Annotated in this window: 16 protein-coding genes and 1 pseudogene; 8 read left to right on the top strand and 9 right to left on the bottom strand. The window is 72.4% G+C overall.

Translation table 11 applies throughout. From position 1 onward, the window contains the following. Positions 1–195: 195 nt before the first annotated feature. The 5 genes from ACFWYM_RS43910 to ACFWYM_RS43930 all read right to left on the bottom strand — a co-directional run bounded on the left by ACFWYM_RS43910 (position 196) and on the right by ACFWYM_RS43930 (position 6,097). Positions 196–846, bottom strand: a complete 651-nt coding sequence (locus ACFWYM_RS43910) for a hypothetical protein (protein ID WP_384851055.1) — start codon at positions 844–846, stop codon at positions 196–198. A 76-nt stretch (positions 847–922) separates the two neighbouring features. After that, positions 923–3,415, bottom strand: coding sequence for a dolichyl-phosphate beta-glucosyltransferase (locus ACFWYM_RS43915; protein WP_384851057.1), 2,493 nt, complete (start codon positions 3,413–3,415; stop codon positions 923–925). Continuing rightward, positions 3,412–4,104, bottom strand: coding sequence for a GntR family transcriptional regulator (locus tag ACFWYM_RS43920; RefSeq protein WP_384851058.1), 693 nt, complete (start codon positions 4,102–4,104; stop codon positions 3,412–3,414). Before ACFWYM_RS43920 ends, ACFWYM_RS43915 begins: the two co-directional genes overlap by 4 nt. 160 nt (positions 4,105–4,264) lie before the next feature. After that, positions 4,265–5,626, bottom strand: coding sequence for an aspartate aminotransferase family protein (locus tag ACFWYM_RS43925; RefSeq protein WP_384851060.1), 1,362 nt, complete (start codon positions 5,624–5,626; stop codon positions 4,265–4,267). A gap of 291 nt (positions 5,627–5,917) precedes the next feature. Next, positions 5,918–6,097, bottom strand: a complete 180-nt coding sequence (locus ACFWYM_RS43930) for a hypothetical protein (RefSeq protein WP_384851061.1) — start codon at positions 6,095–6,097, stop codon at positions 5,918–5,920. Positions 6,098–6,146: 49 nt separating this feature from the next. On the opposite strand from ACFWYM_RS43930, the gene ACFWYM_RS43935 reads away from it, so the two are divergent. The 3 genes and pseudogenes from ACFWYM_RS43935 (at position 6,147) to ACFWYM_RS43945 (ending at position 8,777) form a co-directional block, all read left to right on the top strand. Continuing rightward, positions 6,147–6,473: a hypothetical protein gene (locus ACFWYM_RS43935; RefSeq protein WP_384851063.1), complete on the top strand. Its 327-nt coding sequence runs from the start codon at positions 6,147–6,149 to the stop codon at positions 6,471–6,473. Positions 6,474–6,528: 55 nt separating this feature from the next. Continuing rightward, positions 6,529–7,206, top strand: a pseudogene (locus ACFWYM_RS43940) (response regulator transcription factor); the annotation flags it as partial. A gap of 215 nt (positions 7,207–7,421) precedes the next feature. Further along, complete coding sequence (locus tag ACFWYM_RS43945; protein WP_384851065.1) at positions 7,422–8,777, top strand: ATP-binding protein; 1,356 nt, start codon at positions 7,422–7,424, stop codon at positions 8,775–8,777. Here the strand turns inward: ACFWYM_RS43945 and ACFWYM_RS43950 are convergent. Both ACFWYM_RS43950 and ACFWYM_RS43955 read right to left on the bottom strand, forming a co-directional pair. Further along, positions 8,692–9,522, bottom strand: coding sequence for a VTC domain-containing protein (locus ACFWYM_RS43950; protein ID WP_384851067.1), 831 nt, complete (start codon positions 9,520–9,522; stop codon positions 8,692–8,694). The genes ACFWYM_RS43945 and ACFWYM_RS43950 overlap by 86 nt on opposite strands. After that, positions 9,519–10,187, bottom strand: a complete 669-nt coding sequence (locus ACFWYM_RS43955) for a DUF4956 domain-containing protein (protein WP_384851069.1) — start codon at positions 10,185–10,187, stop codon at positions 9,519–9,521. Before ACFWYM_RS43955 ends, ACFWYM_RS43950 begins: the two co-directional genes overlap by 4 nt. A 169-nt stretch (positions 10,188–10,356) precedes the next feature. Here ACFWYM_RS43955 and ACFWYM_RS43960 point away from each other — a divergent pair, with 169 nt between their 5' ends. The 4 genes from ACFWYM_RS43960 (at position 10,357) to ACFWYM_RS43975 (ending at position 15,067) form a co-directional block, all read left to right on the top strand. Beyond that, positions 10,357–10,962 carry a DJ-1/PfpI family protein gene (locus tag ACFWYM_RS43960; protein WP_384851071.1) on the top strand — a complete coding sequence of 202 codons (606 nt, stop codon included), beginning with the start codon at positions 10,357–10,359 and terminating at the stop codon, positions 10,960–10,962. After that, positions 10,959–11,441 (top strand): MarR family winged helix-turn-helix transcriptional regulator, encoded by a 483-nt coding sequence (locus ACFWYM_RS43965; RefSeq protein ID WP_384851073.1) that lies wholly within the window; start codon positions 10,959–10,961, stop codon positions 11,439–11,441. Before ACFWYM_RS43960 ends, ACFWYM_RS43965 begins: the two co-directional genes overlap by 4 nt. A gap of 105 nt (positions 11,442–11,546) precedes the next feature. Continuing rightward, positions 11,547–13,412, top strand: a complete 1,866-nt coding sequence (locus ACFWYM_RS43970; protein WP_384851075.1) for a protein kinase — start codon at positions 11,547–11,549, stop codon at positions 13,410–13,412. 104 nt (positions 13,413–13,516) lie between these two features. After that, the gene (locus ACFWYM_RS43975; RefSeq protein WP_384851077.1) at positions 13,517–15,067 is read left to right on the top strand and encodes a substrate-binding domain-containing protein; all 1,551 of its coding nucleotides are present in this window, start codon (positions 13,517–13,519) and stop codon (positions 15,065–15,067) included. 24 nt (positions 15,068–15,091) lie between these two features. Here the strand turns inward: ACFWYM_RS43975 and ACFWYM_RS43980 are convergent, their stop codons facing one another. Both ACFWYM_RS43980 and ACFWYM_RS43985 read right to left on the bottom strand, forming a co-directional pair. Continuing rightward, positions 15,092–17,023: a TrkA C-terminal domain-containing protein gene (locus ACFWYM_RS43980; RefSeq protein ID WP_384851079.1), complete on the bottom strand. Its 1,932-nt coding sequence runs from the start codon at positions 17,021–17,023 to the stop codon at positions 15,092–15,094. 116 nt (positions 17,024–17,139) lie between these two features. Next, positions 17,140–17,337, bottom strand: coding sequence for a hypothetical protein (locus ACFWYM_RS43985; protein ID WP_384851080.1), 198 nt, complete (start codon positions 17,335–17,337; stop codon positions 17,140–17,142). Between the two features lie 203 nt (positions 17,338–17,540). On the opposite strand from ACFWYM_RS43985, the gene ACFWYM_RS43990 reads away from it, so the two are divergent. Next, entirely contained in the window at positions 17,541–18,404 is an 864-nt protein-coding gene (locus ACFWYM_RS43990; RefSeq protein WP_384851082.1) for a helix-turn-helix domain-containing protein, read from the top strand. Positions 18,405–18,464 lie beyond the last annotated feature (60 nt).

The raw sequence follows: 18,464 nt of genomic DNA on the forward strand, positions 1-18,464 counted from the left end.
TCGCCGCTGCCGCGGCTCGTCCTCAAGCGCCGGACGGGCTAGAGATAGCCCGTCCGGCGATTGAGGACGAGGCCGTCCAGGCCGAAAAGGGGGTCTAGGGGCAAAGCCCCAGGACGGGCGCCCCAGGGCGACGGAGTCGCCGTATTCGGGAAGGGGCGGGACTGGGGAAAGGAACCGCCGGAGGCCCCGCCCCCCCTAGCTGTAGATCAGCATCGAGCCCTGTGCCAAGCTCCGCGTCGTCGCCGTGTGGAGGCCCAGCCACACATGGCGTTCCCTGGCGAAGGGGCTGGTGTCGGGGGGAGCCGGGGCCGCCCGTTCCTCCAGGGACGTGGGGGCCGCCGGAGGACGGGGTGGAGCGGGTGGGTTCGCGGGGTCTATGCCGATCGAGGGGGCCACGTATTCGAGTTCGCGGAGGAGGGCCTGGGAGGAGCCCAGGGGACCGCCGCCCGCGAGGAGTTCGTCGTTGGCGAGGGGTGCGGGGAAGTCCACCGGGACGTACGCGCCCGCGTGGTCGTAGTGCCAGACCAGGTGGGACTGCTGGGCCGTCGAGTCGAACATCTCCAGCAACTGCTCGTAGTCGCCGCCCAGTTCGTCGACCGGCGTCACTTCGAGCCCGCAGATCTGGAGCAGATACGCGCGCCGCAGGAAGTGCAGCGCGTCGTAGTCGAAGCCCGCGACGGGGGCCACGTCCCCGGAGAGGCCCGGCATGTAGGCGAAGACGGGGACGGGCGGGAAACCCGCCTCGTGCAGCGCCTTGTCGTACGCCGCGATCTCCTCCGCGAACGGGTTGTCGGGGCTGTGGCACAGCACGTCGACGAGCGGGACCAGCCACAGGTCACAGGCCAAGAGGGCTCCCCAATCCTTGATCCTTCACCAATTCGGCGTGCCTTGTCGCAGGCAGCGTAGTCGGCCCCTGCCTCTGTCATCTGCCCCTGTGCAGATCCCAGACCCATACCCCGTCCACCCATTTCGCCGGCCGGCCGAGGAGAGCGTCGACCGTCGCCCGCAATTCGGTGTCGTGCCGCTGGGGCGCGAGGACGAGGGCGCCCGCCTTCCAGTACCTGAGGTCCTCGCGGGCCGCCGCCCGCCAGGCGTCCGTGATGAGCGGCGCGCGGCCCGAGGAGCGGACGTCCCTCAGGAGGTTGGAGGTGTTGCGGGGGGACGCTCCGTAGATGCCGATGCGGTCGGGGCCCCACGGGCCGTTGAAGTAGCCGCCGGGTACGCGGAAGCCGAGGTCCGCCGTGGTCTGCCAGTGCAGGGCCTCCGCGACGGCGGGGTCGGGCAGCGGCACCGGGACGAGGGACTCGCCGGCCGCCGTGTCCACGTACTTCTTCCAGGTGCCCGCGGCGATGAACTCCGGTACGGGGGCGCGGTCCACGGCCCGCAGCGGCGCCGGGACGATCGGGAGGAGGGCGAGGGCGACGGCCGCCGCACCCGCGTAACGCGTCATGCCCCGGCAGGACGGGGCGAGGAGGCGGGACAGTGCCAGGGCCACGAGCATGCCGAGGACCGGGGCGCAGATCATCGCCACCCGGGACTCGATGACCGACTCGAAGAGCGGCCGGCCGGCGAGGAGCTTCCACGGGCCCGGCCAGACCACGTCCGTGAGGGGGATGCGGAACTCGGGGCCGAGGGAGAGGAACGCCGCGGCCACGGCCGTGAACGCGAGTGCCTTGACCAGCGCCTGCTCCCACAGGCGTACGACGATCGCGAAGGCGAGGGCGACGAGCGGCCAGCCGTAGAAAGCATTCTGCTCGGTGGGGTTCTGGGAGAGCGCGTCGGCGGTCTTCTCGCTGCCCGCGAGGGAGCGCTCCGCGAAGGAGAGGAGGGCGAGCGGGCTGTTGCCCGCGTTGTCGCCGTGCAGCACGCTCTTGTAGCTCTGCGGGCCGAAGAACTGCCAGTAGAGCGGGAAGAGGGTCAGCGAGACACAGACCGCGAGGGCCACGCCGAGGCCCTTGAGGAGGGGGCGCAAGGCGGCACGGGCCATGTCCCTGCGCACGACCGCGTACGCGAGGGCGAAGAGCAGCATCCCGAGCGCCGCCAGGAGCAGCGGCTCCTCGCCGAGGAAGATCTGGTACGTGCAGAACAGGCCGAGGAACAGCCCGTCGCGCAGCGGGCGTTCGGAGCCCGTGCACAGCCGCAGCGCCCGGTCGATGATCAGCGGGATCATGAACAGGACCACGAAGTTGGGGTGCGCGTGCGCGTGGCTGACCATCGGCGGCGCGAAGGCGGCGAGGGCGGCGCCGACGGCCGCGGCGGCGCGGTTCCGTACGCCGTCGCGCACCCCGTCGCCCGGCATCAGGCGCTTGACGATCAGCCAGTACCAGGCGGTGGCGGTCGCGGCGAGGCCGGCCGTCATCGCCACGTTCAGGGCGACGGCCGGGCCGAGCAGCCAGGTCACCGGGGCGAGCGGCACGGAGAGGCCGAGCATGGCCGTGTTGGCCATGAGGTTCACGCCGTCGGGGACGTTCTGGAGGGTGGTGAACAGGGGGTTGTGGAGGTGGCGGACGTTGTCGGCCGTCACCGCGAAGAACCACTCCCACTGGTTCTGGTCCTGCAGCGAGTCGGGCAGATAGCGGCCGCCCGGCGACTCCCAGCGGCCCCAGTACAGGCCCACGGACAGGGCCAGGAACAGGAGCGCGACGACGAGGTCCGTACGGCGCAGGGAGCGCGCCTTGAGCGCCGCCAGCTCCGCGAGGACGCGGGCGTAGTCGAAGGGCCGCACCTTCGAGCCCTCCTGGTGCGACCAGCGCACCGGGACCTCCGCGAGGGGCCAGCCCCGGCGGCGGAAGTACTGCAGGATCTCGACGTCGATGCCCCAGCCGTCGATGCGCGAGGCGGCGAAGGCCGCGCGGGCGCGGTCGCCGTCGAAGAGCTTGAAGCCGCACTGGGTGTCGCGGATCCCGGGCACGGCGACCGCGCGGATGAGGAAGTTGCCGCAGCGGCCGAGGAGTTCGCGCAGGCGGTGCTGGTGGGTGCCGATGCGGGCGCCGGGGTGCGCGCGGGAGCCGACGGCGGCGGCGTGGCCGTCCGTGAGCGCCTTGTCGAGGAGTTCGAGGTCGTCTATCGGGGCGGCCAGGTCGGCGTCGGTGATCAGGACGCGGCGGCCCGTGGAGGCGAGCACGCCGAGGCGCAGGGCGTGGCCCTTGCCGCGGTTCTGCCCGGAGCTCAGCAGCCGGACGCGCGGATCGGCGACGGCCGTGGCGGCGGCGATCTCGGCGGTGCGGTCGGTGGAGCCGTCGTCCACGACGATCAGTTCCCAGCTGCTGCCCCGGTCCTCCAGATAGCCGCGGATCGCGTCGAGGGTGGGCCCGAGCCGCCCCTCCTCGTCGAAGGCGGGCACGACGACGGTCAGCTCGGGGCGGGTGCGGTCGCTGTGCCTGGGGTCGGTGCGCGTGCTCTCCGCCGCGCTCATCCCGTGGCCAGACGCTCGACGAGGGCCAGGGAGTGGGCGTTGTACTCGCGGATGATCGCGTGCGCGCCCTCGGCGTCCCGGCGGGCCAGGGCGTCGACGAGCTCGGTGTGCCGGGACCACAGCTGCCCGCGCAGCCCCGCCTGGTCGCGGCGGAGATGGGGCACCGCGCACATCCAGGACCGCACCCGCAGCCGGTGCAGGAAGTCGGAGACGTACGGGTTGCCGAAGAGGCCGCTGAGTTCGCGCCAGAAGCGCAGGTCGTAGCCGATGAGGACGTTCAGGTCACCGGCGGCCGCCGCACGGGCGGCCTCTTCGCCGCGCCGCCGCACGGAGACGAGGGCCTCGGCCCCGACCTCGTCGGCGGCCTCGCGCGGCCGCTCCATCAGATCCCGGAAGATGCCGTCCGCGACGAGGCTGCGGGCCTGGAGCATGCCCCGGTAGTCGTCGAGGGTGTGCTCGTGCACGCGGAAGCCGCGGTGCTGGACCGCGTCCAGGAGCCCCTGCGCCGACAGGTCGACGAGGGCCTCGCGCACGGGGGTCGCGGAGACGCCGTACTGCTCGGCGATCTCCTTGACCGTGAACTCCTGGCCCGGGACGAGGCGCCCGCCCAGGATCTCGTCGCGCAGGGCGTCGGCGATCTGCTGGCGGAGCGTGCTGCGGATGACGGCACTGCCGTCGGTTCCGGGCATGGTGGTGGGCCTCCCCCGCGCGGTTCTGGTCATGAACCGGTCGTGCGTGGTCATCGTGTTCGCCTACGTGGGCGTCTTCGGTTACGAGCACGTCAGACTACGCGTTCGGGGTTGCGGGGGAAGGCTCCTCACTTTGCGGTGCCGAGGGCACTACAGGGGGCTACTCCGTGTACTCGTCGGCGACGGAGAGCGCCGTGTCGAGGGCGGCGAGGCCCTCCTTGAACTCGGCCTCGGTGATGTTGCAGGCGGGCACGACATGGGTGCGGTTCATGTTGATGAACGGCCAGAGCCCCTGCTTCTTGGCGGCGGCGCCGAAGGCGGCCATGGCCGTGTTCGCCTCGCCCGTCGCGTTGTACGGGACGAGGGGCTCGCGCGTCTCCCGGTTCTTCACCAGCTCAAGGGCCCAGAACATGCCGACGCCGCGGACCTCGCCGATGGAGGGGTGCCGCTCGGCCAGGTCATGGAGTGCGGGGCTCACCACCTGCTCACCGAGCGTCCTGGCGTGCTCGACGATGCCCTCCTCCTCCATGGCGTTGATCGTCGCGACGGCGGCCGCGCAGGCGAGGGGGTGGCCGGAGTAGGTGAGACCGCCGGGGTACGGGCGCCGGGCGAAGGTCTCGGCGATGGCCGCGGAGATCGCGACGCCGCCCAGCGGCACGTATCCGCTGTTGACTCCCTTGGCGAAGGTGAGGAGGTCGGGGGTGACGTCGAAGAGGTCGGCGGCGAACCAGCTGCCGGTCCGCCCGAACCCGGCCATGACCTCGTCGAAGACGAGGACGATGCCGTAGCGGTCGCAGAGGGCGCGGACCCCGGCGAGGTAGCCGGGCGGCGGCACCATGATCCCGGCGGTGCCGGGGACGGTCTCGAGGATGATCGCGGCGATGCTTGCCGCGCCCTCGAAGACGATGGTGTCCTCCAGGTGCTGGAGGGCGCGCTCGCACTCCTGCGCTTCCGTCTCCGCGTAGAAGCGGGAGCGGTAGAGGAACGGTGCCCAGAAGCGGACGACGCCGGAGGACGCGGTGTCGGAGGCCCAGCGGCGCGGGTCACCGGTGACGTTGATCGCCTGATGCGTACCGCCGTGGTACGAGCGGTAGGCGGACATCACCTTCGGGCGGCCCGTGTGCAGCCGGGCCATGCGGACGGCGTGCTCGACGGCGTCGGCGCCCGCGTTGGTGAAGAAGATCTTGTCCAGGTCGCCCGGGGTGCGCTCGGCGATGAGGCGTGCGGCCTCGGAGCGGGACTCCACGGCGAAGGCGGGCGCGAAGGTGGTGAGCTTCGCGGCCTGCTCCTGGATGGCGGCGACGACCTTCGGGTGCTGGTACCCGATGTTGGTGTAGACGAGGCCGGAGGTGAAGTCGAGGTAGCGGTTTCCGTCGTAGTCCCAGAAGTACGAGCCTTCGGCTCCCGCGACGGGCAGCGGGTCGATGAGCTCCTGTGCGGACCAGGAGTGGAACACGTGGGCGCGGTCCGCGGCCTTTACGGCGGCGCCGACCTGGGGGTTCGGGTTCGGCTGAGGGGTCATGGGGTGAGGGTAGATGTCCACGGACCGGACTCGACATGGGCGTCTTGTGTGGCGGGGCGCGGTGGACGCGACAGTCTGTCGAGGGTTTCCCTTTCCCCAGTCCCGCCCCTTCCCGAATCCGGCGACTCCGTCGCCCCTGGGGCGCTCTTCCTGGGGCTCTGCCCCTAGACCCCCGTATCGGCCTGGACGGCCTCGTCCTCAATCGCCGGACGGGCTATCTATAGCCCGCGGAGCGGCGGATTCGGGAAGGGGCGGCGGGGTTGGGGAAGAGACCGCCGGAGGCAGGCCCCCTCAGTCCTCCTCCGCCACCACCCTCGCCCTCGGCCGCCCACCCCCGTCACACCGGATCTCGTAGTGCAGGTCGTCCGCCTCGTCGTCGTCGCTCGGCTCCGCCTCGAGCCGGGCCACCGCCCCCGGCCCCCGCTTCACGTCCTCGTCGATGTGGTATCCGTCCGTCGGGCTCCACGACACGAGGTACACCGTCCCGTCGTCCCGGCACTCGGCCGTCGCCGTGCCTCCCGTGAAGCGGAGCGTCGAGCGCGAAGGGGAGGGCGGGGACGAGGGCTTCGAGGGGGGCGCACTCGAAGGCGGGGCGTTCGAGGACGAGGGCCCCGAGCTCTCCGACGGCGTCGCCGCCAGCGCCCGCTCCACCGCCGCCTCGTCCAGCGGACGGCTGTGCGGCGCCCCACCCCCGTCCGAATTCGCCAGCTGCCAGGCGCCCAAGCCTCCCGCCGCCGTCCCCACGGCCACCCACGCCGCGGTCACCGCCGCGCTGCGCCACGTACTCACCAGGACCTCCCCGATCGCCCCCTACCCGTCCCGCCCACTCTCCCCCATCGTTTCCTAACGTCCGGTTAAGGCCCGGACAAAGGCGCTCAGTTACCCCTGACTACGGTGGTTGCATGGCCCATCTTCTTGTTGTGGAGGACGATCCCCAGCTCCGCGGCGCCCTGGTGCGCGCGCTGCGCGACAAGGGGCACGCCGTGGTGACCGCCCCCAGCGGCATGGCCGGGCTCGACGCCGCCGTCACGGACCGGCCCGACCTCGTCGTGCTGGACCTGGGTCTGCCGGACGTCGACGGGGCCCAGGTCCTGCGGATGCTCCGCGCGGTCAGCGACGTCCCCGTGATCGTGGCGACCGCCCGCGACGAGGAGCCGGAGATGGTCTCGCTCCTCGGCGACGGGGCCGACGACTACATCGTGAAGCCCTTCGGAGCCGCCCAGTTGGACGCCCGGGTCAAGGCCGTGCTGCGCCGCCTCGGCGTCGTCGACGTCGAGGAACCTCTCTGCGTCGGCGGGCTCCGCGTCGACCTCGCCGCCCGAGACGTCCGCCTCGACGGCACCCCGCTCGACCTCACGCCCCGCGAGTTCGACCTGCTCGCCTATCTCGTACGCAGGCCGGGCCAGGTCGTGTCCCGGCGCGAGCTCCTCGCCGAGGTCTGGCAGCAGCCGCTCGGCGGCGCCGACAAGACGGTGGACGTCCATCTCTCCTGGCTGCGGCGGAAGTTGGGCGAGACGGCGCAGGAGCCGCGCTATCTGCACACCGTGCGGACCGTGGGTGTGAAGCTCGTGGCGCCCGAAGCGGGCAACGGGGAGGCGGGCGGCGGCGCATACGCCGAAGGAGAAGGCGTGGGCCAAGGCACGGGCGCAGGCACGGGCGAGGAAGGGCCGGAGAGCGACAGCGGGAACGGCGGGAACGGCGGCAACGCCCACCGGAACGAAAAGGACGCCCCCTCAGGCGACGCCCCCGCCACGGACGCCCCCTCAGGCGGCGCCCCCGCCACGGACGCCGGCTGATGCGCCGCCGCCTCCTGCTCCTCACCGCCGCCACCACCGCCCTCGTCCTCACCGCTCTCCTCGTCCCCCTCACCCTCCTCACCCGCAGCCACGCCGCCGACCGCTCCCTCTCCGACGCCACCGCCCGGGCCCAGTGGGTCGCCCACGCCCTCGGGCCCGTGCTCGCCACCTCCGACGAGCGCGGCACCGCCGAGCAGACCGTGGAGAGCGTCAACGGGAAAGGGCTGCCCGTCACCTCCCTGGTGCTCGGGAACGGTTCCGTCATCGGGCCTCGGCCCACCGTCAAGGCCGAGCACGCCGTCCAACTCGCGCGCACCGGGCGGGCCTTCACCTTTGAGCCCGAGGCGGGCGGGCGCATCGTGCTCGTGCCCGTGCACGGGGCCGCCGACGGGACCGCCGTCGTGCGCGTCACCCTCACCGAGCGGCAGTTGTACGCGGGGATGATGACCTCGTGGCTGGTCCTGGCCGGGATCGGGGTGGGGCTCGTGCTGCTCGGGCTGCTGCTCGCCGACCGGCTCGGGGCCCGGCTGGTGGGGGCGACGCGGCGGCTCGCCGGGACCGCCGACCGGCTCGCCGCGGGCGATCTGAGCGCGCGGGCCGAGCCCGAGGGGCCGCCCGAACTCCAGCTGATCGGGCGGGAGTTGAACCGTCTCGCCGGGCGCATCGACGAGCTGCTCGACGCCGAGCGCGAGAACGCCGCCGACCTCGCCCATCGCCTCCGTACCCCCGTCGCCGCCCTGCGCCTGGACGCGGAGACCCTGCGGGACCCCGCCGAGGCCGAGCGGATCGGCACCGATGTGGCCGCCCTGGAGCGGAGCGTCGACGACGTCATCCGCAAGGCGCGGCGGCCCCTCAGGGAGGCCGCCCGGGCCGACCTCGCCGCCGTCGCCCGTGAACGGGCCGCCTTCTGGCTGCCGTTGGCCGAGGACCACGGGCGCGCCCTCGGCATCGACGCGCCCGACGGCCCGGGCGTCCCGGTGCCGGTGCCCGCCGATGAGCTGGGCGCCGCGCTCGACGCCCTCATCGGCAACGTCCTCGATCACACGCCGCACGGCACGGGGTTCCGTGTCTCCGTCCGCGCACTCGAGGGAGGGCGGGCCCGGCTCGTCGTGTCCGATGAAGGGCCCGGATTCGCCGACGAGGGAGGGGAGTTCGAGCGTGGTGTCAGCGGGGGTGGCTCCACCGGGCTCGGGCTCGACATCGCGCGCCGGACCGCTCAGGACGCGGGCGGCACCTTCACCGTGCGGTCGACCGGCGCGGGCGCCGAGGTCACGCTGGAGTTCCCGGCACCGGGGCCGCCGCCGGGGGCGGGGTCCGGGGGAAAGCCGTCCGGACCGCCCGCGCCCAGCGGTTGATGCCCAGCTCGGGGCGGAGCGCCGCGTAGCCGCCGCAGTACTTGGTGAAGTCGGCGGCCCGCACCCCGTAGCGGTGCAGGACGCGGTCGGCCTCCGTCAGGTGGCCCTTCGTCTTCGTCTCGACGAGGACCAGGCCGGGGTCGGCCGCCGCCGTGCGCCCCGTCGCCGTGTCCCGGACCACCAGGCCCGCGTCGCAGGTGATGCGCTGGCCGTCGGCCACGAACGTCGCCCGCTGGTAGTCGGTGACCAGGGACGTGCCGAGGTCGCTCGGCGCCTGCACGCCGTACGAGCCGCTCAGGACCCCGGCCAGGAAGCCGCGCCGCGCATCGTCCAGGGCGTGGTCGTCGCCGGAGAGCTCCGTGCGGTGCTTGACCGTCTCGCCGCGGCCGCTCTTCAGCTTGATCTCGAACTGCCGCTCCCCGCTGTCCTGGTAGACCCGCTCCCGGATGCGGTAGCGCAGCCTGCGGCCCTGGCGGTGCTCGTGGAAGGTGAGCAGATCCGGGGTGTCGTAGTACGTGGAGTGGTACCGGAACCAGCGCCTGCCGCCGATGCTGAGCGCCCGGAACGGGCCGTCCCCGCGCCGTGGGTCGGTGAGCAGCGCCGCGAAGTCCTGGAATATCTCCACGGGCACCAGATAGCTGTTGTCGCGGCGGGCGAGCAGCTGCGCCCGGGAGTTGACCTCGTCGAGCGAGATGGGGTGCGCGGCCAGGGCGGCGCGGCCGATGGCTCGTACGGCGGGGTTCACACGGTCTCCTTCGGGTGTGCGGGTGTGATCGTGCGGGACCGGTTCGTGCCTGTCATACGTGGTACTGCCCTTACCAACTCTTTGCCACCCCTAGAAGGTTCCGGTTGACGGAATCTCACTTCCAGAACCATCAAGTCCCGTACGTAGTCCACTTCCTGGACCGTCCACCCGAGGGGCTCCCCGAGCCGTCGCGCCAGCTCCGCGCGCAGCGCCGTCTCCTCGCGGAACACCGCGTCCAGCGTGATCACCGCGCGCCGGTCGCGGGCGAACAGGCGGGGGTGGTCGGCGACGTACATGACCAGGAGCAGGACCACGCTGAGCGCCGTCGCCATCGGCAGCGAGAGCCCGGGAAGGCCGCAGAGCAGGCCGAGCACGAGGGTGATGAAGTAGTAGGCCACTTCCTGGTGCTGCACGGCGTCGGAGCGCAGCCGCACGATCGAGAGGACCCCGAAGAGCCCGAAGCCGAGCGCGAGCCCGCCGTTGCCGCCGGCGCTCGCGAGGGCCGCGACGACCGCGAACAGGGCGACGTTCAGGGCGAGATAGGCGGGGACCAGCTCCCTCCTCCGGTGCCGTGGATAGAAGACACCGAAGGTCAGCAGCGTCACCGCCGCGAGGTCGAGTCCCAGGTGGGCGGCGATCTCTCCGAAGTTCTCTGGTGCGTTCATGGCGGCGACGCTAGGGAACGGCGGGTTAACGGCGCGCCAGGCAGGAGTTAACGAGAGCGCCCGGGAGTCCCCGGGAGTCTCCGGGAGCCCCCGCCCCATCCCGTTGACAGCACACTGTCGATTTGACAGCATGCTTACATCAGCGTCCGGCGCACTCACGGAGGTCACCATGAGCAGCAGCACGCGCATCCGCACCGTTCACCTCTCCGTCTACGACTCCCTCGCCGACTGGGAGACCGGCCACACCACCGCCCACCTCGCCCGCGCCGGGTACGCGGTCCGCACGGTCGCCCTCTCCCCCGAGCCCGTCACCACCATCGGCGGCCTGCGCATCACGCCCGACCTCACGCTCGCCGACCTGCGCCCCGAGGACAGCTCGCTGCTGGTCCTGCCGGGCGCCGACCTGTGGGACACCGGGGACGAGCTGGCCCCCTTCGCCGTGGCCGCACGCGCCTTCCTGGACGCGGGCGTTCCGGTGGCCGCGATCTGCGGCGCCGTGGCCGGGCTCGCCCGCGAGGGGCTGCTCGACGAGCGCGCGCACACCAGCGCGGTGCCGATGTATCTCGCGGCCACCGGCTACAAGGGCGGCGAGCGGTACATGGACGCGGACGCCGTCACCGACGGCGGGCTGATCACGGCCGGGCCCACCGAGCCGGTCGCGCTCGCCCGCGAGGCCCTCGGCCTGCTCGGGGTGTTCGAGGGCGAGAAGCTCGACGCCTGGTACCGGGTCTTCCACGACTCGGACGTCGCGGCGTACGAGACGCTCACGTCATGAGCGCCCGGGACACGGACGCGCCCGGCGACACCGTCGGGCGCGCGCGACAGGACCTGCTCAGCTCCACCGCTCTCGGTGTCTTCCGCCTCAACGGCCAGTTCCTCGCCCTGTCCGAGCAGTTGGCCGCGCCCGCCGGGCTCACCGCAGCCTGGTGGCAGGTGCTCGGCGCCGTGCTGCGCGAGCCCCTGCCCGTCGCCGGGATCGCCCGCGTCATGGGCATCACCCGGCAGAGCGTGCAGCGCGTCGCCGACCTGCTGGTCCGGGACGGGCTCGCCGAGTACGCGGAGAACCCCGCCCACCGCCGCGCCAAGCTGCTGCGGCCCACCGAGGCGGGGCGGGCGGCCGTCGCGAAGATCGGGCCCGGGCACGCGGAGTTCGCGACGCGGCTCGCGAAGGAACTCGGGGACGAGGACTTCGCCGAGACCGTACGGGTCCTTGAGCGGCTCTCCCGGGCGGTCGACGCCGTTACGGAACCGTAGAGGCAGAGGCCGCCCCACCCCGCGTAACCCCGAACTATCCTCGGTCTGTTGCAGACCAATCCGTAGCCGGGCGGCTACGGACGGAGTGGGGGAGGCCGCAGGGCCATGGAGAAACTGGGGCCGGGGGATCCGCAACGGATCGGCGCCTACCGTCTGTTGGGGCGGCTCGGGGCGGGCGGCATGGGGCAGGTGTATCTGGCGCGCTCCGGGCGCGGCCGGACCGTCGCCGTGAAGCTGGTGCGCCAGGAGCTCGCCGAGCAGGAGGAGTTCAGGAACCGCTTCCGGCAGGAGGTGCAGGCCGCGCGGCGGGTGGGCGGGGCCTGGACCGCGCCCGTCCTGGACGCCGACACCGAGGCGGAGATCCCCTGGGTGGCCACGGGATACGTCGCCGGGCCCTCCCTGCAAGCCGTGGTCGGCCACGACCACGGCCCGCTCCCCGAGCGCACCGTCACCGTCCTCGCGGCGGGGCTCGCGAACGCCCTCAAGGACATCCACACGGCGGGCCTCATCCACCGCGACCTCAAGCCGTCGAACGTGCTGATCACCATCGACGGGCCGCGCGTCATCGACTTCGGCATCGCCCGCGCCCTGGAGACCGTCACGGACGGCGGGCTCACCCGGACCGGCGCCCTGGTCGGCTCGCCCGGCTTCATGGCGCCCGAGCAGGTGCGGGGCGACCGCATCACGCCGGCCTGCGACGTGTTCTGCCTGGGCTCCGTCCTCGCGTACGCGGCCACGGGCGCCCTGCCGTTCGGCACCGCCAACAGCGGGGTGCACGCGCTGATGTTCCGGATAGCCCAGGAGGAGCCGGACCTGGAGGGGGTGCCGGAGGAGCTCGCGGACCTGGTCCGCGACTGCCTCGCCAAGGACCCCGCCGCCCGGCCCTCCCTCGACGCCCTCCTGGAGCGCACGGGCGCCGCCGACACCCTCGCGATCGGCGGCGGCAAGACCCTCGAACCGTGGCTGCCCGCCGCACTCGTCGCCCAACTCGGCCGCCACGCGGTGCAGTTGCTGGACGCGGAGGACCCGGACGAGGCGACCCCGGCCGTCCCGGGCACCCCGGCGACCCCGGCCGGCGGGCCCACACCGTCCGCCCCGGCCACCCCACCCGCGACGCCCTCGACGCCCGCGGCACCCGACGCCCCCTCCGACGGACCGCCCGCCCCCCACACCGCCGCGCCCCTCGACCACCTCCCCACCATGATCGGCAACGGCGCCGCCCCGCACACCCCGCCCCCCACCCCGCCGCCGGGCGCCCCCACCCCCGCGTACGGCTATCCCCAGCCGCCCGCGTACGGCTATCCGCAGAACCAGGCCCCGGCGCACCCGCACCCGCAGCCCCACCCGCACACCCCCGCGCCCTACCCCTACGCCCCCGCATCCCCGCCCCCGCGCAGAAGCGGCCGCTCCACCGCCGCGCTCGTCGCGGTGGCCCTCGTCGTCGCGGTGGGCGCGGGCGGCGCCGTGTACGCGGTGATGAAGGGGGACACCACCAAGAGCCCGCGCGGCCACGGCTCGCCGAAGCCGCCCACCAGCAGCGCCCCCACCACCCCGGGACCCACCACCTCCGAGCCCGGCAGCCAGAGCCCGCAGAGCTCGAAGCCCCCGCAGGACGGCACCGTCCCGGACGACTACCTCGGCACCTGGAACGGCGGCCTCGACAACGACGACGGCCACCACACCCGCCACCTCACCCTCCAGCAGGGCGAGGTCGGCGACACGGTCCTGTCGCTGACCGCCGACGGCCCGACGGACAGCGGGGGCACCTACCACTGCGTTTTCCAGGGCGAGTTGACGGGCGTGGACAAGGACGCAGGCACCCTGAGCATCGGGCCCACGACCGTCACCCTGGGCGAGCCCGCCTCGTCCTGCAAGGCGGGCAAGGCCAGCACGATCACGCTGCTGAGCAACGGCGGGCTGCGGCGCGTCAACGACGACAGCCGCGAGGAACTCACGTACACGAAGGGGTAGCGCAACTCGCCTTCATAAAGGGGTTGTTGAACGGTCGCCCAACACTCGGCGACGGTGTGCCGAAGCGGGCCGGGGGGCGTGCGCGCGCCGCATACCGTGCGGTCATGGGCGACTGGCTGAGCACCGAGAACATCATCGCCGTGCTCGCGATCCTGGTCGGTCTCGGGGGCGCGTTCCTGCCGGGCGTCGTGGAGCGCCGGGTGCCGCGCCGCAAACGGATCGGCTACCGGCGGCAGATGGACACCGTCATAGGCGACAACGTCCGTACGGGCGTCGCCAACGCGCGCCTCGGTGTCTTCGGGGACCGGCCCGAGATGTCGGACGCGACCCTGGTCCTGCTGCGGGTGGAGAACGACGGCTCCCTGCCCGTCGGCAGGGACGACTACACCGGCCGCTCCGAGCAGCACGGGCTGACCGCGGTCTTCCAGGACCGCATCGTCCGCGGCGTCGCCGTCACCCTGCCGCCGGCGGACGCCGACCACCTGATGGAGCACTTCACCTCCGAGGACGGGGGCCTGGAGTACGAGGAGGGCACGGGGCGGCTGCACATCCCGCGCGTCCCCCTCAACCCCGGCGAGTACTTCAAGCTCCTGGTCCTGCTCACCGGCGGCCCGGTCGACAGCCCGTACACCGTCGTCGGCGGCATCCAGGGCGGCGAGACCCACGAGAACCACAGCGCCGCCCCCGACGAGAAGCCCCCGGCGTTCAGCCGCGTCGCCCAGCGCCTGGCCATCCTGCTCAGCCTCGTGATCATCGCCCTCGCCACGATCATCCTGCGCCCCGACTCCGCACCCCCGCCCTCGTACTGCCGGGAGGGCAGCCTCACCCTCACCGGCTCGACCGCCTTCGAACCGGTCGCCGCCGAGCTCGCCGCCACGTACGAGGACGACTGCCCGGACGCGCACATCAGCGTCAACGCGCACGGAAGCCGGGCCGGGACAAGGGAGTTGGCGTCCTCCGGGAGCACCGCCGCGAAGGGCTCGCCGCCCGTCATCACCTTCTCCGACGGGCCCCGGCCGGAGAGCTACCGGCAGCTGAGCGAGACCCGTGTCGCCGTCTCCCTCTTCACCCTCGTCGTCAACGACCGCGTACGGCTGCGGAACCTGTCCGTCGCCGACGTGCGCCGGATCTACCGCGGCGACATCCGCAACTGGCGCCGGCTGGGCGGACCCGATCTGCCCGTCGTCCTGGTCAGCCGCAGCTCCAGCTCCGGCACCCGGGTCACGCTGCAGCACCGGGTGCTGCGCGGCGCGGGCGAGATCCCCGAGTCCTCCAGCGACTGTCTGACGAAGGACATCAGCAGGACCGCGCCCGTCACCCGCTGCGAACTCGACTCCACGGAGCAGGTGCTGGACTCCGTCGCCGACATCCCGGGCGCCCTCGGCTACAGCGAGGAGCGCGCCGCCGCCTCGCTGAAGGGCCTGCACCGGCTCACCCTCGACGGCCACGAGGCGGACGTGGACCACCTCCAGTCCAGCGGGTACCCGTACCGGGAGATCGAGTACGCGTACACCTACGGCCGCCCGCCCGCCGACTCCCTGGCCTCCGCCTTCCTCGCGTACGCGGTCCGCGGCAACGGCCAGGACGTCGTGCGCACCCACGGCCACCTGCCGTGCCAGACGCCGGTGGGCCTGCGGCTGTGCGGAACGGAGTAGCGGGGCGGAGCAGCCGGGGGCCCCTCAGTCCTGGGCCACCACGATCACGCAGTCCCCCGGCGCGAACGTCACCGGCTTCCGCTTGTCCGGGTTGAGCCGCACCCCGAACGCGGGCGGGAGCGTGGCCTCCGCCTGGATCCGGTGGCCGATCGCGCACTGGCCCTGGCGCCGCGCGGACTCCACGACGGTGGCGAAGGGGGTCTCGTGCCCGGTGCGCACATAGTCGCCGGCGGGCTTCAGATAGATCTCGCTCCCCTCCGCGCTCCCCAACTGCCGGAAGAGCCCGGCCAGTCGGTGGTTCTCCGCGACCTGTGTCATCAACTGGCTGATGATCTTCCCGCTGACGATGAAGTCGGCGCCCTCGCTGATGGGCGCGAGGGAGCGGTTGCGGTCGTCGGCCATCTCGGTGACGACGGGCAGCTCGCGGCCCAGGCGCTGCTCCAGGGCCCGCAGGTGCAGCAGCGTGACGAGGGTGTCGCCGTCCGACTCCTCGCCCGTCAGCCCGTCCTCGTCCTCGTACCCGAGCACGACGACGCTGCCGTACGAGCCGACGTCCAGCTCCTCGAGCACCTCGGGCCGGTCGGTCTCCCCGCTGCGGTACGTCACCTTGAGCCCGCTGGCGACGGCGATCCGCCCGGCCTCCTCGGCGCCCCGCTCGCCGCGCGCGACGACATCGAGGACGGAGCCCGGGGCGACGTAGGAGTCCAGCTGCTCGATGATCAGCGGGGCGCGGCGGTTCCAGCCGAGCACCAGGATGCGCTCGGGCACCGGCTCGCGCGGCACGGGCGCCACGATGAGCTCCTCGTCGGCCTCCAGGGGCTGCCCCGAGAGCACCGCCGAGTCGTCGTCGGCGGTCACGACGATGAGCTGGTCCCCCTCCTCGATGCGGGTGTCCGGGGCCGGATTCACGGCGACGTCCCCGCCCGCGCGCACCAGGCCCACCACCGACGAGGTGTCGTACGCGAGCACGGCCTCCCCGAAGCTCCGCCCCACGAGGCGGGGCTCGGCGACGGTGTAGAACTCGTCGCCCGCGAAGTCCAGCAGCTCCGCGTAGACGAGGGAGAGCCCGGTCTGGCGGGAGGTCTGCACGATGAGCCGGGCCGTGACGTCGTCGATGTTGAGCACGCGCCCGGCGTCCCCGGCGGCGAGGCAGGCGGCGGCGTGATGCCGCCCGTTCCGGACAGCGGCGACGATGTACGGACTCCCCCGCTCCCCCGCCCCTTCCCCTTCCCTCTCCCTCTCCCCGTCGGCCTCGGCCAGGACCGCGTTGACGGCGAGCAGGGACTTGATGACCTGCGCGTCACCGTTCTCCTCGCCGGGGGTGAGGACGAGCACGGCGCGGGCGTCGGCGATGCCCACGCGGCCGACGTCGGTGGGGTCGGCGGTGTTGCCCGTGCGGCAGATGACGCGCGTGCTGTGCGTCCGCCGCACATTCGCGTGGATGTCGGTCTCCATGGCGACCTTGTCCCGGTCGGCGAGGAGCGCGACGGCCGCCCTGCGCCGGTTGGCGTTGGCCTCCACGAGCTCCGAGATGACCGGGTACACCTGGTCCGACCAGCCGAGCAGCACGGTGTGCCGCTCCTCCAGGACCGCGGACTTCCCGAGCCGCAGGGCCATGATCTTCCGGTTGACCCCGGTCGTGATGAGACCGACGAGGGTGGACGCGAAGAACAGCGCGACGACGGCGAGCAGCACGGAGAGCGCGACATAGGCCGGCGTACCGAGGGCACCGCCCAGCTTGAAGGTCTTGCTGACGTTCTTCCAGATCTCGACGACCTGGTTGGAGAGGGTGGTCGGCGTGTCCTTGTCCGCCCAGACGAGGGCGGCGCTCGCGGGCACGACGATGACCAGGCAGAAGACGGTGAGCCACCCGATCAGGGCGGGGGTGCCGCGGGCCATGGTGTTGTCGAACCAGTAGCGGAGCCGCGCCCTGAGGGGCACCGTGCGCTCAGCCATGAGGTACGCCTCCCCAGTGACGGAAGGTAGCGACTGTCCGGGCTCTCGCTACTTTGGGTTACTGCCAGTCTCTTGATCATCCGACGGGGCGGTGGGGGCCGCAAGGCGAAGGGGGCTCACCGGTCCTGTTCCGGCTTCTGCGGGCCATAGGTCCACACGACGAGTTCACGGACCATCTCCAGCACGACCTTCTGCCGTGCGGCGGGCAGGAACGGCCACACCAGCCAGGCGGGCGTGGAGAGGATGACGACGAGAAGAACGGGCAGCAGGCGGAGCACCTGAGTGAGGCGCAGCATCCAGTCGGCAGCGAGCACGGCGACCTTCCCAACGGGGAGTTCTGAGGCGAAGGACCCCGGGAAAGTCACCTGAGCTGCGGATCGCCGCACGATGACATGTGGCGGAGTGACACATGTCGTTCTGAACCAGTCACTTCCTGGGGCATTTTTTTCTTCGCCCCGGCGACGGCTCAGGTTCTGTCTGTGATGCTACTCCTGCCCTTCTCCGCAGGGAGTGCCGTGTGACCGAGCAATTCGAACCCAGCCTGAACCGCCGCAAGTTGAGCATGGCACTGCGCAGCGCCCGCCAAGCCGCCGGGAAGACCCAGAACGAGGCGGCGGAGGCGATGGAGTGCTCGCTCTCGAAGCTCATCCGCATCGAGAAGGGCACCTTCAGCGTCTCGGTGATCGACTTGCGGGCGCTGCTCCAGCTGTACGGCGTGACGGACCCCCGGCAGGTGGCGGAGCTGGAAGGCTTCGCCCGGGGTTCGAAGAGACAGTCCTGGTGGGCGATGTACAACTCCGTCATCAGCCCCGGGTTCGCCGAGTACCTGGGCTTCGAGGGCGCCGCGACCATCCTGCGCTGCTACCACCCCTTCCTGGTACCGGGGCTGCTGCAGACCGAGGAGTACGCCAAGGCCCTGGTGAGCCGGGACCGGCCACCCGAAGAGGCCACTCTCCTGGTCGAGTTGAAGATCTCCCGCCAGGAGCGGATCTTCGACGAACTGGCCACCGGCGAGCTCTTCTTCCTGCTCGACGAGTCCGCGCTGCACCGCCGGGTCGGAGATCCGGCGGCGATGCGGGAGCAGTTGCGGCGCCTGCGGAATCTGACCCGGCACCCCAGGACGCATCTGCACGTCCTGCCCTTCTCGGCGGGGACCCACCCGGACGCGCTGTCGCCCTTCACCTTGCTCGAGTTCGAGGAGAGCGCCGATCTGCTCTACCAGGAGGCTCCGTCCGGCCGCGGAACCCTGCGCGACATCCCCCAGCTGACCGGCCGATTCCTCGAAACCTTCTGGGAGTTGGAGGACATGTCCGTCGGCGGCGCCCACGCCCGTGAACTGATCGACGAGGCCGCCGAGCAGTTCGCGGCGGACGCGGAATGACTCCGCCGGGCCGGAGCCCGGGAACACCGAAGGGGGCTCGCGCGCACATCGGTGTGCGCG

The sequence above is a fragment of the Streptomyces sp. NPDC059009 genome, from assembly GCF_042740175.1.
GTDB lineage: Bacteria > Actinomycetota > Actinomycetes > Streptomycetales > Streptomycetaceae > Streptomyces.